This window comes from Novispirillum itersonii, assembly GCF_014205675.1.
Lineage (GTDB): Bacteria > Pseudomonadota > Alphaproteobacteria > Rhodospirillales > Rhodospirillaceae > Novispirillum > Novispirillum itersonii_A.
In genome coordinates this window covers 180,358-204,191 of record NZ_JACIIX010000006.1, presented here as the reverse complement: position 1 = coordinate 204,191, position 23,834 = coordinate 180,358, and the positions used below count along the sequence as shown (strand labels likewise).

The following is a 23,834-nucleotide window of genomic DNA, read 5'->3' as shown; positions in this document are numbered from 1 at the left end:
CGATGGCTGACCTGTCCCATTTCGACGCGCAGGGCAATGCGTGGATGGTTGATGTGTCCGACAAGGACATCACCGAACGCAGCGCCACCGCCAAAGGCAGCGTCTTCATGCAGCCGGAAACCCTGCGCCTGATTGCGGCGCGGGGCTTCAAAAAGGGCGATGTTCTCAGCATCGCCCAGCTGGCCGGGATCATGGGGGCGAAACGCACCCCTGACCTGATCCCGCTGTGCCATCCGCTGGCCCTGACCAAGGTGGAAGTCACCCTGACCTGTGATGCAGACCGCAATACAGTTGATATCACCGCCACCTGCAAGCTGAAGGGCCGCACCGGGGTGGAGATGGAGGCCCTGACCGCCGTTTCCGTCGCCGCCCTGACGGTGTACGACATGTGTAAGGCCGTCGATAAGGCCATGCGGATCAGCGACATCCGCCTGACCCATAAGGACGGCGGAAAATCAGGCCTGTATCAGGCGGACTGACCGAAGCCGCCAAGGCGGATGGGGACGACGGGCACACCGATAGTTTGCAATTGACGGACTTTCGGAACCAAAGTAGAACAAACAGAAGCGTTTATTCTTTGTTCTGCTTTGGTGTGCCCACCACATCGCCCTCCCATCCGCCGATCCGGCTCCGGGCCAGAGGATTTTGCCATGCTGACCAGCAAACAGTACGAACTGTTGCGCTTCATCGAAGCCCGCCTGCGGGAAACGGGGGTCTCCCCCTCTTTTGACGAGATGAAGGCGGCGCTGGATCTTAAATCCAAAAGCGGGATTCATCGACTGATCACCGGGCTGGAAGAACGCGGCTTCATCCGCCGCCTGCCGCACCGGGCGCGGGCGCTGGAGGTGCTGCGCCTGCCCGAGAACATGGGACCGGCGGCGGAAGCCGCGCAGGAACAGGCCGCTGCCGCCGCCCTGACCACCGGAACCGTCATTCAGGGTAATTTTACCCCGGCAATTTCCGGGGCGGTGATGGCGGAAACCAGCGATGCCGTCACCCTGCCGCTGTATGGCCGTATCGCTGCCGGGACCCCGATTGAGGCGCTGCGCGATTCCTCCGATCAGGTGGAGGTGCCGACTGCCCTGCTCGGCCCCAGCGGCGAACATTACGCCCTGACGGTCGCCGGGGATTCGATGATCGAGGCCGGAATCCTTGATGGCGACACCATCATCATCCGCCGCTGCGAAACCGCCGAAAACGGCACCATTGTCGTCGCCCTGATTGACCAGAACGAAGTAACCCTAAAGCGCCTGCGCCGCAAGGGCAGCTCCGTGGCGCTGGAACCGGCCAACCGCGCCTATGAAACCCGGGTGTTTGGCCCGGACCGCGTCGCCGTACAGGGCAGACTGATCGGCCTGCTGCGGTCCTACTAGAGCGTTTTCAGCAAAAGGGGACACCGGTTTTGCGGTTGAAAACGCTCTGACTTTTTTTACTAATGGAGCATTTTCTTCGATTGACAGGAACTCACTCAATCGGAAAATGCTCTAAGGCCCCTCCCGGCTTTAGGGAGCAGGAACAGGAACAGGAGCGGCCCCACCGTCGTCTCCGGTTTCCTCATTTTCGGCCTGTCGCTCCGCCGCCAGCCGCTCCTGCCGGGCACGGTAGCGTCCGCGCAGGGACCATGGCCGGTCCCCTTGGGCATCGGCAACGGTCTCGATCCGCACCCCTGAGGCGGGATCCAGTGACACAACATGGGTGCCAAAGCGGCGCAAGGCCCAACCATCGATAATCCGGGTTTGCCCACAGCTCCGCCGCAGTTCCGACCACGGCGGAAGCGATACGGCAGAGACCAGAACGGCAACCCGGCCACAGTCTTCCGCCACCGCCGCCGCACTGTGCGCCACCGCCAGAACCGGCGCATCATAATCGGGCGGCGTATACAGACATCCCTCGGGATCACAGCGGAACCTTACCCCCGTCGCCGCCCCGCTCAGCCCCTCCTTCTGCCAGTCTCCAGACCCCGCCCCCCATCGCCGGACCCAGCCATCCCGGGCAAACCCGTTGGAGCGGCCCGGTGACAGCACCAGACCATCGCCGCTGCGCACCGCCTGCAACCGGCCATCCCCATGGAAAACCGCCAGCGGCTGATCCGGAAACAGGGCACTGGCACTGAAGGCAACAGTCATCAGACCGGCACCAAGCCAGCGGGCCCGCCCCCGCCACAGACAAATCCCGAGAAATCCGGTCACCGCCAGCAGCAGTATCGGCATCGTCAGCGCCGGCATCGGCAGGACCGCGCCCGGCAGATCCGCCACCCATGCCGCCACCTGCTCCACCGCCCACAGAGACCAGCGCAGGACCGGAAACGTGATCCCCTCCCAACCCAGCGGCATCAGCAGAACCGCCAGCAACAGGCCCGGCATAATGCTGACCGCCACCAGCGGAATCGCGGTCATGTTGGCCAGAACCCCATAGGCGGAATAGGTCTGGAAATGAAAGATCGAGAACGGGGCCGTCGCCAGACCGGCTACGGAGGTCGAAACCGCCACCCCCAGCATATAAATTGCCGCCGCCCGCCCGGAGGCCGCCAGCGGGCCACGGGCACGGGACCGCCAGCGCGACCACCGGACACCCCAGATGTCAAACGTAACGATCAGCACCAGAACCGCCGCGTAGGACATCTGAAAACTGGGGGACAGCAGCGCATCGGGCCGCAGGCCCAGAACGATCAGCGCCGACACCCCCAGCACATGCAGCGACAGCGCCGAACGGTCGACCAGAATCGCCGCCACCATCACCGCCGCAGTGACATAGGCCCGTTGCGCCGGAATCGACGCACCGGAGATCACCAGATAAACCGTCATCATCAGTAACGCCAGCAGGGCACTGATTTTCTTGATATCCCAGTGCAGGGCCAGACCGGGAATCAACGCCATTCCCGCCCGCAGCACCACCAGAACCGTTGCCGCCGCCAACGAGAAGTGCAGCCCGGAAATCGACAGCATATGCGCCAGACCGGAGGCCCGGTAAGCGGTGACCGTCGCATCCGGAATTGCTCCCATTTCCCCGGTGACCAAAGCGGCTGCCACCGCCCCTTCCGCCCCACCGATCCCCAGCCGCAACCGCGATCCGATGGACAGGCGCAGGCGCTCAATCCCGTCTGCGGACTGCGCCCAGACGGTTTCCCGGTCGGGATGCCCCTGCACCGCAACAGTCCCGAGGGCATAGCCGACCGCCCCGATCCGCTCAAACCATGCGGTGCGCTGAAAATCGTAGCCCCCCGGAACCGACGGAACTGGCGGCGGCATCAATCCGGCCCGCAGACTGACCCTCTGGCCGACCAGCAGCAGCACACCGGGCGGCACGGACGCCGGGCGGACCGACAGCCGGATCCGGGCCGGTGTCTGCTCCGGCGAAGTCCCTTCAATCTTCAGATCGGCAAGAATCAGCCGTTGGTCGCGGTCCCGCTCCTCAATATCGTCAATCCGCCCGCTCAGCTCTACGGTTGACTGCCGTTCCCACACGGGTGCCGCAACCCGGAGGGTCTGGAATTCAGCACTCCAGAATCCGACAGCAAAGGCCACGGCCATCACTGCGGGCCATGCCCACCGGCTTCCCCGCCACAGCAGACCACAGGCGACAGCAGCCCCACCCACAGCCGGAATCGTACCCACCCAGAGGGGTGGTTCCGACAGGAGGCCAAAATACAGGCCGACTCCGGCGGCAAAGCACAGCGCCAGAACAATCGCCCGGCTGTGCACCGACGGGGTAAGGGCAGCGGCACAGCGTGCGGCAAAAAAGCCAAGACGGAGAAAAAGGCGGCGAAGCCTCGAAAAATATTCATCCTTCGCCGCCGCCATCCGATGCATCCCTTGCTGCAAGTGCTCAAGGAATATGCTACAGACTCTCCCGGCTTGCCAATTGCTGCCTATGACGGCAGGATGCAGCAACCCAAAAGGATAGGGCCGCGCTTCCGTAGCTTTCCCGTCCACCGGTTTCCCCGTGCAGGGGCCGGGACAGATAACGGGAATACCGGGTGAGCGGCTGATGCTCTAGAGCCAGAACACAAGAATAAGGTCCAGGTACCGGCATGACCGTTGTTACCCGCTTCGCCCCCTCTCCGACGGGCTTTCTTCACATCGGCGGCGCGCGCACCGCGCTGTTCAACTGGCTGTACGCCCGTCACATGGGCGGCCGCTTCCTGATGCGGATCGAGGACACCGACCGTGCCCGCTCCACTCCGGAAGCCGTGGATGCCATTTTCGACGGCCTGAAGTGGCTGGGGCTGGACTGGGATGCGGAACCGGTTTTCCAGTTCTCCCGCGCCGCGCGCCATGCCGAAGTGGCCCTCGGCCTGCTGAAAGAGGGGAAGGCCTATTACTGCTACTGCTCGCCGGAAGAACTGACGGCGATGCGCGAGGAGCAGAAGGCCAGCGGCCAACCGATGCGCTATGACGGGCGCTGGCGCGACCGTGACCCGTCGGAAGCCCCGGAAGGCGTCAAGCCGGTGGTGCGCCTGAAGGCCCCGCAGGAAGGCCAGACCGTGCTGAACGATCTGGTGCAGGGCGAAGTGACCGTCAACAATGCCCAGCTGGATGATATGGTCCTGCTGCGGGCTGACGGCACCCCGACCTACATGCTGTCGGTGGTGGTCGATGACCATGACATGGGGATCACCCACGTCATCCGCGGCGACGACCACCTGACCAATACCTTCCGTCAGATTCAGCTGTTCAAGGCCTGCGGCTGGGATCTGCCGACCTTCTCCCACATTCCGCTGATCCATGGCCCGGACGGCGCCAAACTCTCCAAGCGCCATGGTGCGCTGGGGGCGGAAGCCTACCGGGACATGGGCTTCCTGCCGGAAGCGATGCGCAACTATCTGCTGCGTCTCGGCTGGGGCCGGGGAGACGAGGAAATCATCTCCACCGAGCAGGCCATTGAGTGGTTTGATATTGCCGATGTCGGTCGCGCCCCGTCGCGCTTCGACATGGTCAAACTGACCAGCCTGAACGGCCACTACCTGCGCCATGCCGACGATGCCATGCTGCGCGACCTGATCGTGCCGCGCCTTGAAACCGCGCTGGGTATCCCCCTCACCGACGCGCAGAAGGCCCTGCTGCTGTCCGCGATGGACAGCCTGAAGCAGCGCGCCAAGACCCTTGTCGATCTGGCGGAGTCTGCCCTGTTCTACGTCCGTCCGCGCCCGCTGGCGCTGGACGAAAAGGCTGCCAAGCAGATGGATGACGATGGCAAGGCCGTTGTCAGCGCCCTGCGGGACCGCCTGTCACAGCATACCGCCTGGACCCGCGATCAGCTGGAAGAGGTGGCACGCGTCTTCTCGGAAGAGAAGGAGCTGAAACTGGGCAAGGTTGCCCAGCCCCTGCGTGCGGCACTGTCGGGTTCGACCGTGTCCCCGCCGATTTTTGAAGTCATGGAACTGCTTGGCAAAGACGAAAGCCTCGCCCGTCTCGGCGATGTTCTCGTCGCGGGCTGACCGTCCGCCGCCTGTTTAAAACTATTTTTTGCTACCGGAGAAACGTCCACCCGTCCTGGGCCCTTCTTCCGGCCTTTACCCTGCCTTCCTCCGGTGTCGGCCAACCGGGCCGGAGGACGGCGGAAAAATCGATAAGCGGCCCGGCAACGCAGCCTGCTGACAGTCCGGGTCACGGCAAAATCGGGCCTCCTCTCCGGGGGCCAGAGAAAACAACACCAAAGTGAGGTTTTGCGAATGTCGAACGGAAAGAACTCGATTACCGTCGTAGACAACCGGAACGGTGCGTCCTACGAATATCCGATTATTGACGGCTCCACCGGCCCGAGCGTCGCGGACATCCGCAAATTCTACGGTGAAACCGGCCTGTTTACCTATGACCCGGGCTTCACCTCCACCGGCTCCTGCGAGTCCAAGATCACTTACATCGACGGCGACGCCGGCGTTCTGCGCCACCGTGGCTATGCCATCGAAGATCTGGCTGAAAACTGCGATTTCCTCGAAGTTGCCCACCTGCTGCTGCGCGGCGAACTGCCGAACGCCGCCGAGCGGGATACCTTTGAAAGCACCATCACCCATCACACCATGGTGCACGAGCAGCTGACCCGCTTCTATCAGGGTTTCCGCCGCGATGCGCACCCGATGGCGATCATGTGCGGTGTGGTCGGTGCCCTGTCCGCCTTCTACCACGACTCTCTGGACATCAACGATCCGCACCACCGCATGGTGTCGCAGCATCGCCTGATCGCCAAGATGCCGACCATCGCTGCCTGGGCCTACAAGTACTCCACCGGCCAGCCGTTCATGTACCCGAAGAACAACCTCAGCTATGCTGAGAACTTCCTGCACATGATGTTCGCCACCCCGTGCGACGAGTACAAGGTCAACCCGGTTCTGGCCAAGGCCATGGACCGTATCCTGATCCTGCACGCCGACCACGAACAGAACGCCTCGACCTCCACCGTCCGTCTGGCCGGTTCTTCGGGCGCCAACCCGTTCGCATGTATCGCCGCCGGTATCGCTTCCCTGTGGGGTCCGGCCCACGGTGGCGCCAACGAAGCCGTTCTGAAGATGCTGAGTGAAATCGGTCACAAGGACCGGATTCCGGAATTCATCAAGCGCGCCAAGGACAAGAACGATTCGTTCCGCCTGATGGGCTTTGGCCACCGCGTGTACAAGAACTACGATCCGCGCGCCAAGATCATGTCCCAGACCTGCAAGGAAGTTCTGGACGAACTCGGCGTTCATGACGAACCGCTGCTGCAGATCGCCATGGAACTGGAACGGATTGCGCTGGAAGACGAATACTTCGTCGAAAAGAAGCTGTACCCGAACGTGGACTTCTACTCGGGTATCATCTTCCGTGCCATGGGCATCCCGGTCTCCATGTTCACCTGCCTGTTCGCTCTGGCCCGCACCACCGGCTGGATCGCGCAGTGGGGCGAAATGATCGAGGATCCGCATCAGAAGATCGGCCGTCCGCGCCAGCTGTTCACCGGTGTTGCCGAACGCAAGTTCGTCGCTCTGGCGGACCGCCCGTAAAAGTCCTTCCGTCAGGGACAGGCAGAAAACCCCGGCCTTTGCGCCGGGGTTTTTCTTTTCCCCCGTCTGGGGGAGCAGGCCAAACAGAGAGGAGCTGCCTTCAGACAGGAAGACCAGCACACCGGTCTGGCAGGCCGGAGGGCATAATCTCTGCGACGCTTCAGACAGAAGGCAAGAAGGCACAAAAAAACCGGCGATGCTTTCGCGGCCGGTTTCAGATCCTGTGATGGTGTGCCCGGAAGGATTCGAACCTTCGGCCATTCGATTAAAAGTCGAATGCTCTACCACTGAGCTACGGGCACTTACCACAGACCCTGCCGAAGCAGGTTTTTGTTTTCTTTCACCGACTTGCTTACGCTCCCCGGTGAAGAGGGCCGCACCATAATCAGTACGGCCCTTTCGGTCAACCCCTAAATCTCTGTTTTTTTACAAAAACAGAGAAACGCCTTATTTGGCGTCAGCGGCAACCTGCACCTTCACGATCGCATCCGGATAGGCAACCTTCCCGTTGTTGTTACGGTCACCCTTCTTGATGGCGTCCACGAACTCCATGCCTTCGACCACCTCACCCCAGACGGTGTACTGACCGTCAAGGAAAGCCGACGGCCCGAAGCAGATGAAGAATTGGCTGTCAGCCGAATCCGGGCTCTGGGCGCGGGCCATCGACACGGTCCCCCGCACGTGCTTTTCCTTCGAGAATTCAGCCTTCAGCTTCTTCCCGGAGCCGCCCATGCCGGTGCCGGTCGGATCACCGCCCTGCGCCATGAAACCGTCAATCACGCGATGGAAAACGGTGCCATCGTAGAAGCCCTGACGCACCAGTTCCTTGATGCGGGCGACATGGTTCGGGGCCAGATCCGGGCGCAGGCGGATCACCACCCGGCCAGCCGGAACATCAAGATACAGGGTGTTTTCCGGATCCAGCTTCGGCGCGGCGTCGGCGGAGGGGGAGGTCATGGCGATAAAGGCTCCAATCAACAAAACGAGAAGTACTTTAACAAACCGCATGGGATCTTCCATCTTTATGGGCAGATCCGGCCACATGTCCGGACATCTGCGGCCCGCCCCGTGGGCACCCGGTCACTCTTCGCGGCCGAAGCGCTCAAACAGGGCCTCCTTCACCACCGCTGGCACAAAGGAATCAATCACTCCGTCCAGCTTGGCGATTTCCTTAACAAAGCGGGAGGAAATGAACTGGCAGCGCTCCGACGCCATCAGGAAGATGGTCTCCACCGTCGGGTCAAGCCGGGCGTTCATTCCCGCCATCTGAAATTCGTACTCAAAGTCCGATACAGCCCGCAGGCCACGGACAATCACCGCCGCATTCTGTTCCGATGCAAAGCGCATCAGCAGCCCACTGAACGGTTTCACTTCGATAATGGTGCCATTGGTTTTCAGGCCAGCAACAGCGGCCCGGGTCAGCTCCACCCGCTCTTCCAGAGAAAACAGCGGTCCCTTGCCAGCGTTGATCGCGACCCCGACCACCACCCGGTCCAGCATGCGGGCAGCACGGCTGATGATATCGAGATGGCCGTTGGTCACCGGGTCGAATGTGCCCGGATAAAGTCCAATCCGTTCCATTCCCCCTCCCTCCAGTTGTTAACTCTTATCGTTCCGGCAGGTCTCCGGGGTTTCCGGCAACCACCGCACACAATGCCTACCATCAACAACGAGGCCGGGCATACCTCTTTTTCGTGATATGCCCGGCCTCATTTTCATACAGCTCCGTACGGAAATCGTACGGTTTATCCGGCATCTCCGGCGGCTTCAGCCTCGACGGTATCCCCGTCAGCCTCATCCCCCTCGTCGCCGACCACATCGCGCAGGTGCGCCACCGAAACCACCCGCTCATCCTCAGCGGTCCGGAACAGGGTCACCCCCTGCGTCTTACGTCCGGCAATCCGCACATCGTTGACCGGCATCCGGATCAGCTGACCGCCATCGGAGATCAGCATGATCTGGTCATCGTTGTTAACCGGGAAGGACGCCACCACCCGGCCGGTCTTGCCGGTCAGGTCCATATTGGCAATCCCCTGCCCGCCCCGGCCGACGATCCGGTATTCATAAGCAGACGTCCGCTTGCCGAACCCGTTTTCCGTTACGGTCAGAATAAACTCCTCCGTCTCCGCAAAGGCCTTGAAGGCATCGGGGGACAGGGCATCCGCCGCCGCCGCATCCTCTGCCTCACCTTCCGCACGGCGCAGATGCGCGGCCAGACGCAGATAAGCGTCACGCTCGGCCACATCAAAGCTGACATGGGTCAGCATCGACATGGAGATCACCTCGTCGCCGTCGCTGAGGCGGACACCCCGCACGCCGGTGGAATTCCGGCCCGCGAACACCCGGACATCCGCCACCGGGAACCGGATCGCCATGCCGTTGCGGGTCGCCAGCAGCACGTCGTTCTGGTCCGTACAGGTCGCCACCGCAATCAGGCGCTCGCCGCCCTCTTCCAGCTTCATGGCGATCTTGCCGTTGGATTTCACATTGGTGAAGTCCGACAGGCTGTTGCGCCGCACGTTGCCGTGGGAGGTGGCGAACATCACGTTCAGCTCAGCCCAGCCTTCCTCATTCTCCGGCAGCGGCAGCACGGTGGTGATGGTTTCCCCATCCTGCAACGGCAACAGGTTGACGAAGGCTTTGCCCTTGCTCTGCGGGGTGCCCAGCGGCAGACGGTAGACCTTCTGCTTGTAGACCATGCCGGTGTTGGAGAAGAACAGGATCGGCGTATGGGTGTTCGCCACGAACAGGGTGGTGACGAAATCCTCTTCCTTGGTCGCCATCCCGGACCGGCCCTTGCCGCCACGCTTCTGCGACCGGTAGGTGGACAGCGGCACCCGCTTGACCCAGCCGGTATTGGTGACCGTGACCACCATATCTTCGCGCTGGATCAGGTCTTCGATGTCATGTTCGAACTCGGCCTCTTCCAGCACCGTGCGACGGGGCGTGGCATAGGCAGTCCGCATCTCCACCAGCTCTTCGCGGAGGATGCCGAACAGCTTCTCGCGGGAGGACAGAATCGACAGAAACTCTTCGATCTGCCCGCCTATTTCGCGCAGTTCGCCGTGGATCTTGTCCCGCTCCAGACCGGTCAGGCGGTGCAGACGCAGGTCCAGAATAGCCTTCGCCTGCATTTCGGACAGACGGTAGCGGCCATCAACAACCGTGTATTCCGGATCGGCGATCAGTTCGATCAGCGGGGCGACATCCTGCGCATCCCAATCCCGCGCCATCAGCTGGTCGCGGGCCGTCTGCGGGTCAGGAGCACTGCGGATCAGCTCAATCACCGGATCAAGGTTGGCAACGGCAATGCCGAGGCCGACCAAAATATGCGCCCGCTCACGGGCCTTCCCCAGTTCGAAAATGGTCCGGCGACGGATCACTTCCTCGCGGAAGGTGATGAAAGCGGTCAGAATATCGCGCAGGCGCAGCAGTTCCGGGCGGCCGCCATTGATCGCCAACATGTTGACGCCAAAAGAGGTCTGAAGCGGCGTAAACTTATACAGCTGTGCCAGAACGACTTCGCCGACCGCATCCTTGCGCAGCTCCACCACCACGCGGACGCCCCGGCGGTCGGACTCATCGCGGATGTCGGAGATGCCCTCAATCCGCTTATCGCGGACCAGCTCGGCGATCTTTTCGATCATCGAGGCTTTGTTGACCTGGAACGGCACCTCGGTGATGACAATCGCCTCGCGCCCGGCGCGGATCTCTTCGATATCACACTTGCCGCGCAGAACGATCGAACCACGGCCGGTGGTGTAGGCGGAACGGATCCCGCCCTTGCCAAGCACAATCCCGCCGGTCGGGAAGTCCGGGCCGGGGATGATCTCCAGCACCTCTTCTTCCGAGAGATCGGGGCGGTCGATCAGGGCACAGCAGGCATCCAGCACTTCGCCAAGGTTATGCGGCGGAATGTTGGTGGCCATCCCCACCGCAATCCCCCCGGCCCCGTTGACCAGCAGATTGGGGAAACGGGCCGGAAGAACCACCGGCTCCTGCACGCTTTCGTCATAGTTCGGCTGGAAATCGACCGTTTCACGGTCAATATCATCCAGCAGGGAATGGGCCGATTTGGCCATACGCGCTTCGGTGTATCGCATGGCAGCGGCCGGATCGCCATCCATGGACCCGAAGTTGCCCTGACCGTCAATCAGCGGCAGACGCATGGAGAAGCCCTGCGCCATACGCACCATGGCGTCGTAGATGGCAGAGTCACCGTGCGGGTGATACTTACCCATCACATCACCGACGATGCGGGCAGACTTCTTGTAAGCCTTGTTGAAGTCGTAACCGCCTTCCTTCATCGCATAAAGGATGCGCCGGTGCACCGGCTTCAGGCCATCGCGGACATCGGGCAGCGCACGCGACACGATCACGCTCATGGCGTAATCGAGGTAGGAGCGCTTCATTTCGTCTTCGATGGTAACCGGTGTGATATCGAAATCGGAAGGCGTCGGAACGACTGTCTCGGTCAAGGCTTTACTCGATCCATAAGATTAAGAAGAACAGACCTCTCGTGCCCCGTAAAATGGGGCACCCCGGTCAAATCTGCGGCGGCCTCAAGGGATTGCGGCGTCTTCTTGCGGGGCCAAAATGTAGCACAGACGCACCGGCGCGACAACCGCACAGCAACCGCTTCCCACAGAGCAATCGGGCAATCTCTGCGGTCTTATCGCAGAGATTGCCCCAAAGGAAAACCGCCGGAACATGCTTTCCGGCGGTCTTTTCAGGATCAGAACGGAATTTCGTCGTCGAGGTCATTCGGCGGAGCATCCCAACCGGAACCGCCGCCACTGCCACCACCGAAGCCGCCGCCCGAGCCACCGCCGGAGCGTCCGCCCCCCTGCGGGGCAGCAGAGGAGGACCGGGATGCCCCCTGATCATAGCCGCCGCCGAAGCCGCCGCTGCTACCACCCCCACCAAAACCGCCGCCAGCATCACCGCCGTAGCCACCGTCGCTGAAGCCGCCACCGGCATCACCGCCGCCGCTGCCGCCACGCGAGTCGAGCAGGGTCAGGTCCCCGCGGAACTGCTGGAGCACCACCTCCGTCGTGTAACGCTCCTGACCGTTCTGGTCCGTCCACTTCCGGGTCTGAAGCTGCCCTTCAACGTAGACCTTGGAGCCCTTGCGCAGATAGCGCTCGGCGATTTCCGCAAGATTGGGGTTAAACACCGCCACACGGTGCCATTCGGTCTTTTCGCGACGTTCACCGCTCTGGCGGTCCCGCCAGCTCTCCGAGGTCGCCAGCGTGAAGTTGACGATCTTTTGGCCGTTCTGCGTCGAACGCACTTCCGGGTCCTTCCCCAGATTGCCGACGAGGATCACCTTGTTGACACTACCAGCCATAAACCATCACTCCACTCAGACTGCGTTTTTCGTCAGGTCCCGTCTGCGGCACAGACCGGCACCCCTCTGTCGCCGAACTTTACCGGCAGCTGCCGCAAAGGAAAAGCACAAAGACTGAACACGCCCGGCCACAGGAGTGCTCAAAAGCCAGAGGCCCGGCGTTTCCACCGGGCCTCCGCTGAACCAACCGACGACAGCCGATTACTTCTTGTAGGTGTATTCACCCTTGGACCATTCGTACATGACATAGCCCGGAGCGGTCATGTCACCCTTGGCGTCAAAGCCGAAGGTGCCGAGAACGGTGTCGAACTTGTTGGCATGCAGGGCAGCGGCAACCGGCTTAACGTCGGTGCTCTTGGCCTTTTCCACGGCCTGAGCCCACGCCTGAACGGTGGCGTAGGTGTTCAGGGTGTAGGCTTCCGGATCATAACCGGCCTTCTTGATCGCTTCGACGACCGGCTTGGCGGCCGGGTTCAGACGCGGATCGGGGGAGAAGGTCATCATGACGCCTTCACCGGCAGCCCCGGTGACGGCCCAGAATTCCTTGGTCACCAGAGCGTCGCCGGAGATGACCTGGGTCTTCAGACCCTGTTCCCGCATCTGACGGACGATCAGACCGGCTTCGGTGTGGTAACCGCCGTAGTACAGCACGTCGACGCCGTTCTGCTTCAGCTTGGTCACCAGGGTGGAGTAGTCTTTTTCACCCGGGGTGATGGTTTCGTACAGGACTTCCTGCACGCCAGCCTTGTTCAGGGACTTCTTGGTTTCGTCCGCCAGACCCTTGGAATAGGCCTGCTTGTCGTGGACGATGGCAATCTTCTTGCCCTTGTAGTTGTCGGCCAGATACTTACCGGCAACTTCACCCTGCTGGTCGTCACGGCCGACAACGCGGAACACGTTCTCGAAGCCCTGCTCGGTCAGGGTCGGGTTGGTGGACGCCGGAGAGATCTGGAGAATGCCTTCTTCGTTGTAGATCGCCGACGCCGGGATCGAGGACCCCGAGCAGAAGTGACCGGCCACGAACTTGACCTTCTGGTTAACGAACTGGTTGGCAACAGCCACAGCCTGCTTCGGGTCGCAGGCGTCATCGCCGACGACCAGATTCAGCTTCTGCCCCATCACGCCACCCTTGGCATTGATGTCAGCAACCGCCTGTTCGGCGCCACGCTTCATCTGCTCACCGAAAGCAGCATACTGGCCGGTCATCGGACCGACAGTGGCAACGGTGATGTCGGCATAGGCAGTCCCGGCGGACAGGGCCATGACGGCAGCGGCAGCGAACAGACCCTTCTTAAAGTTAGCCATGTTCCTAAGTCTCCCTATTTATGTGGGTAAGATTTGCACCCAAGCAGCGCTGCTTTTTCAGGTTTGAACAGCGCTGGCCTGAACAGGCACGGTGCGATCCGGCGGGGCGGTTCAGACAGCCTCCTCTGATTATCTGAACGCCCGTTACGGTGGCCGGATTTACCAAGCCCTTGTCTTAACTGTGCTTTGCCTCTTCGGCGAAATCAAGGCACGTTATTGATTTTATGCGCCTTTTTTTTGCCATCCGAACAGACCGACCCGTTCGTACTGCCACGGGTATTGCATGACAATACGGGTGGTCAGAGTCATCCGGTACGACAGCAGAGCAATCACCATCAGCACGGTTGTGCCGATCAGATAGCCAGACAACGACAATAGCGGCCCTTTGAACAGCGCAAAGACGAAAAAGCGGTTCGCCGCGCCGAGCAAAAGGATATACGGAATCACCTGTGCCATCTTACGCCAGGTCACGGCGAGGGCATTCCCCACCATGTAAGCCAGCCAGCCCACCATAACGCAGGTGAAAATCACGAAAACAAGCGGAGAGGATCCAAGCAGGCTATCCATCAGTGCCCCCCTTCCAGATACGCGGCGCGGATTTCCGGATTGGCCAGAAGCTCAGCGCCCGACCCGGCCAGAGTGATCTTGCCGTTGACCATCACATAGCCGCGATGCGCCAGCTTGAGAGCGTGGAAAGCGTTCTGCTCAACCAGAAACACCGTCATCTTCTTTTCGCGGTTGATGGTCCGGATGGCATCAAAAATACCACGGACCACCAGAGGTGCGAGCCCAAGGGACGGTTCATCAAGCAGCAGAAGCCGCGGACGGGCCATCAGGGCGCGGGCAATGGCCAGCATCTGCTGTTCACCGCCGGACAGGGTCCCGGCGCGCTGATCCTTACGCTCTTTCAGGCGCGGGAACATCGCGAAGGACATTTCCAGATCGTCATTGAAATACCGCGGATCGGAGCGCAGGGCCCCCATCTGGAGGTTTTCATAAACGGTCATGCGGGGAAACACGCGGCGGCCTTCCGGCGACTGGGCAATGCCCCGGGTCACCAGTTCATGGGTCGGCAGACGGGTAATATCCTCGCCTTCAAAAATGATCTTCCCTTTGGCAGCACGCGGACTGCCGCAGACGGTCATCAGCAGGGTGGTCTTACCCGCCCCGTTAGAACCGATAAGAGTAACGATCTCGCCTTCGTTAACAGTCACATCGACGCCCTTCAGGGCTTCGATCTGGCCGTAGAAGGTATGAACTCCCTGAATCTGAAGCATCACACATCCTTCCCAGCGTTGCGGGCCAGGTCATTCTTGACCGTCTGCGGCAGGTCTTCATCTTCAGACTCACCGAGATACGCCTTGATCACGGTCGGGTCATTCCGGACAAACTCCGGAGTGCCGTCCGAGATTTTACGGCCATGGTCAAGCACCACGACGTGGTCAGAGATCTGCATCACCACGCTCATGTCGTGTTCGATCAGCAGAATACCGACCCCTTCGTGATCGCGGATGCCAAGCAGAAGCTCGTTCAGTTCCAGCGATTCACGCGGGTTAAGGCCAGCCGCCGGTTCGTCGAGGCAAAGCACCGCCGGCTGAATGCACATGGCACGGCAGATTTCCAGACGGCGCTGGTCCCCATACGGCAGGTTTCCGGCATCCCAGTCGGCACGGTCATACAGACCAACCTTGTTCAGCCAGTACTTGGCCCGCTCCACCGCTTCCTTCTCCGCCTTGGCATAGCGGTTCATGAACAGCAGACCGGCGAAGGAGAAGGCCGAAGCCTTCATCAGGGCATTGTGCTGGGCAACGATCAGGTTTTCCAGCACGCTCATCCGCGGGAACAGACGGATGTTCTGGAAGGTACGGGCCACGTCCGCCTGCTGGGCGATCTTGAAGCCTTCCATCCGTTCCAGATAATACCGGCCCTTGCGCGGGTGGGTCAGCATGACCCGGCCCACCGTCGGCTTATAGAACCCGGTGATGCAGTTGAACACGGTGGTCTTACCCGCCCCGTTGGGGCCGATCAGCGCCGTGATTTCCTTCTTGCGGGCGGTAAAGGACAGGTCGTCAATGGCGACCAACCCACCAAACCGCATGGTAACATGTTCAATTTCCAGAAGAGAGTCGTCGGAGACCTTGATCTCGTCCGTCCCCGGGCGCGTCAGATCATGAAAAAGCATCACGCACTCTCCTTCTTCGGATGCAGCCGGATCGTGGGTTCACGGAACGACAGCAGACCGTTCGGGCGCCACACCATGATCACCATCATGGCCAGACCGAACAGAAGCATGCGGTACTCTTCAAACTCACGGAACACTTCCGGAAGGATGACGACGAAGAACGCGGCGATCACGACACCCAGCTGGCTACCCATGCCGCCGAGAACGACGATGGCCAGAATGACAGCGGATTCAATGAAGGTGAAGCTTTCCGGGCTGACGAACCCGGCGCGGACCGAGAAGAAGGACCCGGCAAAACCGCCGAACATCGCCCCAAGGGCAAAGGCCGACAGCTTGATGTTGGTCGGGTTGATCCCCAGAGACCGGCAGGCGATTTCGTCTTCGCGCAGGGCTTCCCAGGCCCGGCCCACCGGCAGCTTACGCATGCGCTGAGTGAACAGGTTGGTCAGGGTCGCCAGAGTCAGGATGACGAAATACAGGAAGATGATGCGCTGAACCGGAGAGTGGGCAATGCCAAAGAAGGAGGCAAACGTCCCGTGATCCCCGTTCTTGAACGGCAGACCGAAGAAGGTGATCGGCGGAATACCGCTGATACCGTTCGGGCCACCGGTAAAGTCGGTCCAGTTGATCAGAATGACGCGGATGATTTCCCCGAAACCGAGGGTCACGATCGCCAGATAGTCACCGCGCAGGCGCAGAACCGGGAACCCGAGGATAACCCCGAAGAACGCGGCGAACAGACCCGCCAGCGGCAGAACGACCCAGAAGGACCAGCCGAACTGCGAGGCGATCAGCGCGTAGGAGTAAGCCCCCACCGCATAGAACGCCACATACCCGAGATCGAGCAGACCGGCCAGACCGACCACAATGTTCAGACCCCAGCCCAGCATGACGTAGATCATGAAGGTGGTGGCAATGTAGATCACATAGCGGTCAGGATAAACAACGGGGAGCAGAACACCGATGACCAGACCGGCAAGGCCGATCAGCGCCATGTTGCTGTGGATCCCCTTCCCGAAGGCCGCGAAAACGCCGCCTTCGGATTTCTTCTGACGGCCGGACAGCAGGATCAGCAGGAACCGACCGACGAACACCGCCGCAATGGCGATGAACAGCGCGTCCCAGCGATAGACCAGTCCCAGCTTGGAGCCGAAATTATCAGCCTTCAGCGCCAGCAGCGGCAGCCCGAGCAGGCCAGCCACGAACGCAGCCTTACCGGATTCCTTGAGGGCGGCGCCTACGTCGAAGCCTCCCTGCCCCGGCGTGGCCACAGCGTTTTTCATGTCCGCCATGGTTTACACCTTTTCCACTTCAGGTTTGCCGAGCAGGCCGGTCGGGCGGAAGATCAGCACCAGCACCAGAATGCCGAACGTCGCGACATCCTTGTACTCGATGGTGAAATATGCCGACCAGAACGCTTCGATGAGGCCGATCAGAATACCCCCGAGCATGGCGCCCGGCAGTGATCCGATCCCACCCAGCACCGCAGCGGTGAAGGCCTTGGTCCCGGCAAGGAAGCCGATATAGAAGTCGATGACGCCGTACTGCAGGGTTACCATCAGACCGGCCACCGCCGCCAGCACTGCCCCCATCACGAATGTGGTGGAGATCGTGCGGTCAACGTTGACCCCGATCAGGCCAGCCATGGTGCGGTCCTGTTCACAGGCCCGCTGCTGACGCCCCAGAGAGGTGCGGGTGATGACATACGTGAAGCCTGCCATCAGCACCACGGTCAGGACCATGATGAAGATCTGCAAGTAGCTGATCACGACGTCAAAGTTGTTGCTGTCCGTAAACAGCGTCAACCCGCCGGCGATCACCGGTTCCATCGGCTTCACACGGGCACCCTGGGCGATCTGCACGGCATTCTGCAGGGCGATAGACACGCCGATCGCAGAAATCAGCGGCGCAAGACGGAACGAACCACGCAGGGGGCGATACGCCACCCGTTCGACCGACCAGCCGTAGATTGCCGTGAAAATCATCGCCATCAGAAGGACCACCACCAGTGCCAGCGGCACGAAGGTGATCCCCAGTGCACCGAGCACGAGGAAGGTGATGACAGAGATGAAGGCACCGATCATGAAGATGTCGCCATGGGCGAAGTTGATCATGCCGATGATGCCATATACCATCGTATAGCCGATGGCAATGAGGCCATAAATGGACCCGAGGGTGAGTCCATTTATCAACTGTTGGAGAAAGTAGGCCACCCTACCCCCGTTATACTGTTGATTGTCTCCCAGACGCCTTAACCTTTTGGTACGGCGCTTTCCGATGAGCCTATCCGAGAGGATCCCCCTGTCAAGCGGGATATCAGAAAACTCCGAAAGAATAGTACGTTTCACAGGGTCTCTGCTGATCCACAGAAGATTCTCCGCCGTATGGGCAAATGAACATGGTTTCATTGCTTTTGCAGGTGCGCACACAAGCCGTGATTCCGACTGCCAGGAACCATGGAGACGACACAATATAAACCTTTGGGTAATGATCTTTCGTCAGCCGCGCGTACCATGTTGCCATTTTGTACCAAAGCCGCCATGCTAGGCGCACTTTCGTCCCCTGTGCCGTCCGAGAGCAGTCAGGAACACACCATGCAAGAGATCCGGGTTCGCGGAGCACGCGAGCACAATCTGAAAAACGTCGACATCACAATTCCCCGGGATCAGCTTGTGGTCATCACCGGCCTGTCAGGGTCGGGAAAGTCATCCCTCGCGTTTGACACCATCTACGCGGAAGGACAGCGGCGGTATGTGGAATCCCTGTCCGCTTACGCCCGGCAGTTTCTGGAACTGATGCAGAAACCGGATGTGGATTCGATTGAGGGCCTTTCTCCGGCCATCTCGATCGAACAGAAGACCACCTCCCGCAATCCCCGCTCCACCGTCGGCACGGTGACGGAAATCCACGACTATATGCGCCTGCTGTGGGCCCGCGTCGGGGTGCCCTACTCTCCGGCCACCGGCCTGCCGATTGAGGCGCAGACCGTCAGCCAGATGGTTGACCGGGTGATGACACTGCCGGAAGGCACCCGCCTTTACCTGCTGGCCCCCATCGTCCGGGGCCGCAAGGGGGAGTATAAAAAGGAACTTCAGGACCTTCAGAAGCGCGGTTTCCAGCGGGTAAAGGTCGATGGCGAACTCTACGCGATTGATGAAGTCCCGGCCCTGAACAAGAAAGTCAAACACGACATTGAGGTGGTGGTTGACCGCGTGGTGGTGAAGGATGGCATTGCCACCCGCCTTGCGGATTCCTTCGAACAGGCGCTGGAACTGGCCGACGGCCTTGCCTTTGTGGAACCCGCCGACGGCGGGGAGCGGATTACGTTTTCCGCCAAGTTTGCCTGTCCGGTCTCCGGCTTCACCATCGACGAAATCGAACCCCGGCTGTTCTCCTTCAACAACCCGTTCGGGGCCTGCCCTACCTGCGACGGGCTGGGCGTGAAGCTGTATTTTGATCCTGAACTGGTGGTGCCGGATATCCGCCTGTCGATTGCGCAGGGTGCCGTCGCCGCCTGGGCCTCCAGCGCCGGGGACCCCTCCCCCTATTACGTGCAGGCCCTGCAAAGCGTGGCCCAGCATTACGGCGTCTCGATTGATACCCCGTGGGCTGATCTGCCGTCGGCGGTACAGGCCGCCCTCCTCAACGGCTCCGGCACCACGCCGGTGGTGATGACCTACCGTGATGGCAGCCGCACCTATACGGTGGAGCGCCCCTTCGAAGGGGTGATCCCCAATATTGCCCGCCGCTGGCGGGAAACCGACAGCCAGCAGGTCCGGGATGATCTGTCGCGCTATCAGTCCTCCGCAGCCTGCGAAAGCTGTGGCGGCAAGCGCCTGAAACCGGAAGCGCTGGCGGTGAAGGTCAACGGTAAGGATATCGCCGAAATTTCCACGCTGTCGATCGGGGATGCCCTTGCCTGGTTCGGTGCCCTCGACCAGGCCCTGACGGCCAAGCAGCAGGAAATCGCAGGCAGAATCCTGAAAGAAATCAACGAACGCCTGACCTTCCTGTCCAATGTCGGCTTACAATATCTCAGCCTGTCCCGCACCTCCGGCACCCTGTCCGGTGGGGAAAGTCAGCGGATCCGACTGGCCTCACAGATCGGTTCCGGCCTGACCGGGGTTCTGTATGTTCTCGATGAGCCGTCGATCGGCCTGCACCAGCGGGATAACGACCGCCTGCTGGAAACCCTGAAGCGCCTGCGCGACCTCGGCAACACCGTGCTGGTGGTCGAACACGATGAAGATGCCATCCGCACCGCCGATCACCTGATCGACATGGGGCCGGGGGCCGGGGTGCATGGCGGCACCGTGGTCTCCGCAGGCACCCCGGCGCAGGTGATGGCGGATCCGGCCAGCCTGACCGGACAGTATCTCTGCGGCAGCCGGAAAATCGAAATCCCTGCCGAACGCCGCCCCGGCAGTGGAAAACACCTGTCGGTGATCGGGGCGCGGACCCATAACCTTCAGAACGTCACCGCCAGCTTCCCGCTCGGCACGTTCACCTGCGTCACCGGAGTGTCCGGCGGCGGCAAATCGTCTCTGGTGCTGGAAACCCTCTACAAAGCCTTGGCGAAGCAGCTGCACGGGGCCCGTGAACACCCCGGCCCGCATGACCGGATCGAGGGGCTGGAGCATATCGACAAGATCGTCGATATTGACCAGTCGCCGATCGGCCGCACCCCCCGGTCCAACCCGGTCACCTACACCGGGGCCTTCACGCCGATCCGCGAATGGTTCGCCGCCATGCCGGAGGCCAAGGCCCGGGGGTATAAGGCCGGGCGCTTCAGCTTCAACGTCAAGGGCGGCCGTTGCGAGGCCTGTCAGGGCGACGGGGTGCTGAAGATCGAGATGCACTTCCTGCCGGACGTCTACGTCACCTGCGACGTCTGCAAAGGCAAACGCTACAACCGCGAAACGCTGGAAATCCTGTACCGCGGCAAGTCGATTGCCGATGTGCTGGATATGACGGTTGAGGAAGGCGCTGAGTTCTTTCAGGCCGCCCCGGCGATCCGCGACAAGCTGGAGCTGCTGACCAAGGTCGGCCTCGGCTATATCCACCTCGGACAACAGGCGACAACCCTGTCCGGCGGCGAGGCGCAGCGCGTCAAACTCTCCAAGGAGCTGTCACGGCGGGCCACCGGACGAACGCTGTACATCCTCGACGAACCCACCACCGGCCTGCATTTCGAGGATGTGCGGAAGCTGCTGGAAGTTCTTCAGGCTCTGGTCGAACAGGGCAACACCGTTCTGGTGATCGAGCATAATCTGGAAGTCATCAAGACCGCCGACTGGATTGTCGATCTTGGCCCGGAAGGTGGCAGCGGCGGCGGGCAGATCGTTGCCTCGGGGACCCCGGAGCAGGTGGCGGACAACCCGCGCAGCCACACCGGAAAGTACCTTGCTCCGTATCTGAAGCGCTGAAATCGTCAGGAAGAGCCATACAGTGAGGGAAAATCCCCCACTGTATGGGTCCTGAACCCGGTCACAGATCCGGCAGGGCGTAGACATTGCGGGTGTGCCCGTCCGGGAAAGCCTCCCGGGCGAAGACGGTGCCCCCCAGTTTCTGGATCAGGGCCTGCGCCGCAAGATTGGTATCCTTGGTGTGGGTTTCCACCAGATCCAGCCCAAGGGTCCGGTAGCCAAAGCGGATCACCGCCCGTGACGCTTCCAACGCATAACCGTTCCGGCGGGCTGAGGGCGCAATCCACCATGTCAGCTCCCGGCGGGGATATCCCTCCGGCCACCACAGGCCGCAGCCGCCGATCATGCGGCCAGAGTCCTTTTCCACCACGGCCCAACGGCCGTAGCCGCGCAGCAGCCAGTGCCCGATGTCGGTGGCCAGAAGCCGCCACGTCTGTTCTGCCGAAAACGGACCGCCATAGAAGTGGGACGCCTCGGCATCGGCAAAGAAATCCCGGTACACAGCATAATCCTCTGCCTGCGGGGTCCGCAGCAGCAGACGCTCGGTCTCAATTTCCGGAACTTTGAACTGGATCGGGGATGGGGTCATTGCACGATGGCCTTACGCAGACGTTGAAAATCTCCGGCCACCATAGCGCAAAAAGATCAGGCCCGCCTCCGGTGATCCGGGGCGGGCCTGACAGAATGAGACCAGACGGGTCGCCGTCTCTTACAGGTTTTCCAGCTTGCTGACGTCGCGCACCGCACCATGGGCGGCAGAGGTCGCCATCGCCGCATAGGCCCGCAGGGCGGTGCTGACCTTGCGCGGACGCGCCTTCTCCGGCTTCCACGCCGCTTTCCCCTTGGCTTCCATCGCGGCCCGGCGGGTGGCCAGAACGTCTTCGGAGACACGGACATTCAGGGTCCGGTTGGGAATGTCGATATCGACCATATCGCCGGGCTCGATCAGGCCGATGGTGCCACCTTCCGCCGCTTCCGGCGAGCAGTGGCCGATTGACAGGCCGGAGGTGCCGCCGGAGAAGCGGCCATCGGTGATCAGGGCGCACTGCTTGCCCAGCCCCATCGATTTCAGGTAGCTGGTCGGATACAGCATTTCCTGCATGCCGGGGCCACCGCGCGGCCCTTCGTAGCGGACCACCACCACATCGCCCGCCTTCACCTCGCCACCAAGGATCTTGGCGACCGCCTCTTCCTGGCTTTCGCAGACCACGGCCGGGCCGGAGAACTTCAGGATGCTGTCATCGACCCCGGCTGTCTTCACGATGCAGCCATCCAGCGCGATATTGCCATACAGCACGGCCAGACCGCCATCCTGCGAATAGGCGTGGGTCTTGCTGCGGATCACGCCCTTCTCGCGGTCGGCGTCCAGCGCAGCGTAGCGACGGGACTGACTGAAGGCTTCGGTGGTGCGCACCCCGCCCGGGGCAGCACGGAAGAACTCCTGCACCTGCGGATCATCGCTGACAGCAATATCCCACTTGGCGATCGCGTCCTTCATGCTGGGAGAGTGAACGGAACAGGTATCAGAATTCAGCAGTCCGGCCCGGTGCAGCTCGCCGAGGATGCCGATGACGCCACCGGCCCGGTGCACGTCTTCCATGTGAATATTGGCAACCGCCGGAGCAACCTTGCACAGGTTCGGCACCCGGCGGGACAGGCGGTCGATATCGGCCATGTTGAAGTCGATTTCCCCTTCCCGCGCCGCCGCCAGCAGGTGCAGCACGGTGTTGGTGGATCCGCCCATGGCGATATCAAGGCTCATCGCATTCTCAAACGCCGCCTTGCTGGCGACATTGCGCGGCAGCACGCTTTCGTCGTTCTGCTCGTAATAACGGCGGGCCAGATCAACGATGCGGCGCCCGGCCTCCAGGAACAGCTCCTTGCGGTCGGCATGGGTGGCGACAATCGAGCCATTGCCCGGCAGCGACAGGCCAAGCGCCTCGGTCAGGCAGTTCATCGAGTTGGCGGTGAACATCCCGGAGCAGGAGCCGCAGGTCGGGCAGGCCGAGCGTTCGTACTTCGCCACGTCCTCATCGGACACCGATTTATCAGCGGCGACGATCATGGCGTCGATCAGGTCAACCGCCTTCTCGCCGTCCTTCAGGATCACCTTCCCGGCTTCCATCGGGCCGCCGGAAACAAAGATCACCGGAATGTTGAGGCGCATGGAGGCCATCAGCATACCCGGGGTGATCTTGTCACAGTTGGAGATGCAGACGATGGCATCAGCGCAGTGGCCGTTGACCATATATTCCACCGCATCGGCAATCACTTCACGCGACGGCAGGGAATAGAGCATGCCGTCATGCCCCATCGCGATCCCGTCATCGATGGCAATGGTGTTGAATTCCTTGGCGACACCGCCCGCCTTCTCGATCTCGCGGCAGACCAGCTGACCCAGATCCTTCAGGTGAACATGCCCGGGCACGAACTGGGTGAAGGAGTTGGCTACCGCAATAATCGGCTTGCCGAAGTCAGAATCGGTCATGCCAGTGGCACGCCACAGGCCACGGGCACCCGCCATGTTGCGGCCATGGGTCGAAGTACGGGAGCGGTAGGCTGGCATCGGGAGTCCTCACACTGCGTGGAACGGGC

Annotated in this window: 18 protein-coding genes and 1 tRNA gene; 5 read left to right on the top strand and 14 right to left on the bottom strand. The window is 61.4% G+C overall.

Features of this window, described 5'->3' with window-relative positions; translation table 11 throughout:
- Window positions 1–2: 2 nt before the first annotated feature.
- Both moaC and lexA read left to right on the top strand, forming a co-directional pair.
- The gene (gene moaC / locus FHS48_RS10005; protein ID WP_184263417.1) at window positions 3–479 is read left to right on the top strand and encodes a cyclic pyranopterin monophosphate synthase MoaC; all 477 of its coding nucleotides are present in this window, start codon (window positions 3–5) and stop codon (window positions 477–479) included.
- A 171-nt stretch (window positions 480–650) separates the two neighbouring features.
- On the top strand, window positions 651–1,373 hold the full coding sequence (lexA, locus tag FHS48_RS10000) for a transcriptional repressor LexA (RefSeq protein ID WP_184263416.1): 723 nt from the start codon (window positions 651–653) through the stop codon (window positions 1,371–1,373).
- A gap of 129 nt (window positions 1,374–1,502) precedes the next feature.
- On the opposite strand, the gene FHS48_RS09995 is transcribed toward lexA, so the two are convergent.
- Window positions 1,503–3,800 (bottom strand): ComEC/Rec2 family competence protein, encoded by a 2,298-nt coding sequence (locus FHS48_RS09995; protein ID WP_184263415.1) that lies wholly within the window; start codon window positions 3,798–3,800, stop codon window positions 1,503–1,505.
- Between the two features lie 230 nt (window positions 3,801–4,030).
- Between FHS48_RS09995 and gltX the strand changes: the two genes are divergently transcribed.
- Both gltX and gltA read left to right on the top strand, forming a co-directional pair.
- Complete coding sequence (gene gltX, locus FHS48_RS09990) at window positions 4,031–5,437, top strand: glutamate--tRNA ligase (protein WP_184263414.1); 1,407 nt, start codon at window positions 4,031–4,033, stop codon at window positions 5,435–5,437.
- A 234-nt stretch (window positions 5,438–5,671) separates the two neighbouring features.
- Complete coding sequence (gene gltA, locus FHS48_RS09985; RefSeq protein ID WP_184263413.1) at window positions 5,672–6,976, top strand: citrate synthase; 1,305 nt, start codon at window positions 5,672–5,674, stop codon at window positions 6,974–6,976.
- 227 nt (window positions 6,977–7,203) lie between these two features.
- Here gltA and FHS48_RS09980 read toward each other — a convergent pair.
- The 11 genes from FHS48_RS09980 to FHS48_RS09930 all read right to left on the bottom strand — a co-directional run bounded on the left by FHS48_RS09980 (window position 7,204) and on the right by FHS48_RS09930 (window position 18,026).
- Window positions 7,204–7,278: transfer RNA gene (locus FHS48_RS09980), tRNA-Lys, on the bottom strand.
- Between the two features lie 145 nt (window positions 7,279–7,423).
- Complete coding sequence (locus FHS48_RS09975; protein ID WP_221443452.1) at window positions 7,424–7,933, bottom strand: peptidylprolyl isomerase; 510 nt, start codon at window positions 7,931–7,933, stop codon at window positions 7,424–7,426.
- Window positions 7,934–8,056: 123 nt separating this feature from the next.
- Complete coding sequence (coaD, locus tag FHS48_RS09970) at window positions 8,057–8,557, bottom strand: pantetheine-phosphate adenylyltransferase (protein ID WP_184263412.1); 501 nt, start codon at window positions 8,555–8,557, stop codon at window positions 8,057–8,059.
- 164 nt (window positions 8,558–8,721) lie between these two features.
- Window positions 8,722–11,388, bottom strand: a complete 2,667-nt coding sequence (gene gyrA / locus FHS48_RS09965) for a DNA gyrase subunit A (RefSeq protein WP_416046510.1) — start codon at window positions 11,386–11,388, stop codon at window positions 8,722–8,724.
- A 323-nt stretch (window positions 11,389–11,711) separates the two neighbouring features.
- Window positions 11,712–12,326, bottom strand: coding sequence for a single-stranded DNA-binding protein (gene ssb / locus FHS48_RS09960; protein ID WP_184263410.1), 615 nt, complete (start codon window positions 12,324–12,326; stop codon window positions 11,712–11,714).
- A 201-nt stretch (window positions 12,327–12,527) separates the two neighbouring features.
- Window positions 12,528–13,631 (bottom strand): branched-chain amino acid ABC transporter substrate-binding protein, encoded by a 1,104-nt coding sequence (locus FHS48_RS09955; RefSeq protein WP_184263409.1) that lies wholly within the window; start codon window positions 13,629–13,631, stop codon window positions 12,528–12,530.
- A 222-nt stretch (window positions 13,632–13,853) separates the two neighbouring features.
- Window positions 13,854–14,198, bottom strand: coding sequence for a DUF6867 family protein (locus FHS48_RS09950; RefSeq protein ID WP_184263408.1), 345 nt, complete (start codon window positions 14,196–14,198; stop codon window positions 13,854–13,856).
- Window positions 14,198–14,908, bottom strand: coding sequence for an ABC transporter ATP-binding protein (locus tag FHS48_RS09945; protein ID WP_184263407.1), 711 nt, complete (start codon window positions 14,906–14,908; stop codon window positions 14,198–14,200). The genes FHS48_RS09950 and FHS48_RS09945 overlap by 1 nt, the downstream gene beginning before the upstream one ends.
- Complete coding sequence (locus tag FHS48_RS09940; protein ID WP_184263406.1) at window positions 14,908–15,813, bottom strand: ABC transporter ATP-binding protein; 906 nt, start codon at window positions 15,811–15,813, stop codon at window positions 14,908–14,910. The genes FHS48_RS09945 and FHS48_RS09940 overlap by 1 nt, the downstream gene beginning before the upstream one ends.
- Entirely contained in the window at window positions 15,813–17,105 is a 1,293-nt protein-coding gene (gene livM, locus FHS48_RS09935) for a high-affinity branched-chain amino acid ABC transporter permease LivM (protein ID WP_221443451.1), read from the bottom strand. Before livM ends, FHS48_RS09940 begins: the two co-directional genes overlap by 1 nt.
- Before the next feature lie 3 nt (window positions 17,106–17,108).
- The gene (locus FHS48_RS09930; RefSeq protein WP_026344990.1) at window positions 17,109–18,026 is read right to left on the bottom strand and encodes an ABC transporter permease subunit; all 918 of its coding nucleotides are present in this window, start codon (window positions 18,024–18,026) and stop codon (window positions 17,109–17,111) included.
- A 381-nt stretch (window positions 18,027–18,407) separates the two neighbouring features.
- Here FHS48_RS09930 and uvrA point away from each other — a divergent pair, with 381 nt between their 5' ends.
- Window positions 18,408–21,239 carry an excinuclease ABC subunit UvrA gene (uvrA, locus tag FHS48_RS09925; RefSeq protein WP_184263405.1) on the top strand — a complete coding sequence of 944 codons (2,832 nt, stop codon included), beginning with the start codon at window positions 18,408–18,410 and terminating at the stop codon, window positions 21,237–21,239.
- Window positions 21,240–21,300: 61 nt separating this feature from the next.
- Here the strand turns inward: uvrA and FHS48_RS09920 are convergent, their stop codons facing one another.
- Together FHS48_RS09920 and ilvD are read right to left on the bottom strand one after the other, a co-directional pair.
- Window positions 21,301–21,828 (bottom strand): GNAT family N-acetyltransferase, encoded by a 528-nt coding sequence (locus FHS48_RS09920; RefSeq protein WP_184263404.1) that lies wholly within the window; start codon window positions 21,826–21,828, stop codon window positions 21,301–21,303.
- Between the two features lie 120 nt (window positions 21,829–21,948).
- Window positions 21,949–23,805, bottom strand: a complete 1,857-nt coding sequence (gene ilvD / locus FHS48_RS09915) for a dihydroxy-acid dehydratase (protein WP_184263403.1) — start codon at window positions 23,803–23,805, stop codon at window positions 21,949–21,951.
- Between the last annotated feature and the right edge of the window lie 29 nt (window positions 23,806–23,834).

Excerpts from the sequence above, each read along its gene's own strand:
- moaC (WP_184263417.1), top strand. The coding sequence starts at position 3 with ATGGCTGACCTGTCCCATTTCGACGCGCAGGGCAATGCGTGGATGGTT.
- lexA (WP_184263416.1), top strand. The coding sequence starts at position 651 with ATGCTGACCAGCAAACAGTACGAACTGTTGCGCTTCATCGAAGCCCGC.
- FHS48_RS09995 (WP_184263415.1), bottom strand. The coding sequence starts at position 3,800 with ATGGCGGCGGCGAAGGATGAATATTTTTCGAGGCTTCGCCGCCTTTTT.
- gltX (WP_184263414.1), top strand. The coding sequence starts at position 4,031 with ATGACCGTTGTTACCCGCTTCGCCCCCTCTCCGACGGGCTTTCTTCAC.
- gltA (WP_184263413.1), top strand. The coding sequence starts at position 5,672 with ATGTCGAACGGAAAGAACTCGATTACCGTCGTAGACAACCGGAACGGT.
- FHS48_RS09975 (WP_221443452.1), bottom strand. The coding sequence starts at position 7,933 with ATGACCTCCCCCTCCGCCGACGCCGCGCCGAAGCTGGATCCGGAAAAC.
- coaD (WP_184263412.1), bottom strand. The coding sequence starts at position 8,557 with ATGGAACGGATTGGACTTTATCCGGGCACATTCGACCCGGTGACCAAC.
- gyrA (WP_416046510.1), bottom strand. The coding sequence starts at position 11,388 with ATGAAGCGCTCCTACCTCGATTACGCCATGAGCGTGATCGTGTCGCGT.
- ssb (WP_184263410.1), bottom strand. The coding sequence starts at position 12,326 with ATGGCTGGTAGTGTCAACAAGGTGATCCTCGTCGGCAATCTGGGGAAG.
- FHS48_RS09955 (WP_184263409.1), bottom strand. The coding sequence starts at position 13,631 with ATGGCTAACTTTAAGAAGGGTCTGTTCGCTGCCGCTGCCGTCATGGCC.
- FHS48_RS09950 (WP_184263408.1), bottom strand. The coding sequence starts at position 14,198 with ATGGATAGCCTGCTTGGATCCTCTCCGCTTGTTTTCGTGATTTTCACC.
- FHS48_RS09945 (WP_184263407.1), bottom strand. The coding sequence starts at position 14,908 with ATGCTTCAGATTCAGGGAGTTCATACCTTCTACGGCCAGATCGAAGCC.
- FHS48_RS09940 (WP_184263406.1), bottom strand. The coding sequence starts at position 15,813 with ATGCTTTTTCATGATCTGACGCGCCCGGGGACGGACGAGATCAAGGTC.
- livM (WP_221443451.1), bottom strand. The coding sequence starts at position 17,105 with ATGGCGGACATGAAAAACGCTGTGGCCACGCCGGGGCAGGGAGGCTTC.
- uvrA (WP_184263405.1), top strand. The coding sequence starts at position 18,408 with ATGCAAGAGATCCGGGTTCGCGGAGCACGCGAGCACAATCTGAAAAAC.
- FHS48_RS09920 (WP_184263404.1), bottom strand. The coding sequence starts at position 21,828 with ATGACCCCATCCCCGATCCAGTTCAAAGTTCCGGAAATTGAGACCGAG.
- ilvD (WP_184263403.1), bottom strand. The coding sequence starts at position 23,805 with ATGCCAGCCTACCGCTCCCGTACTTCGACCCATGGCCGCAACATGGCG.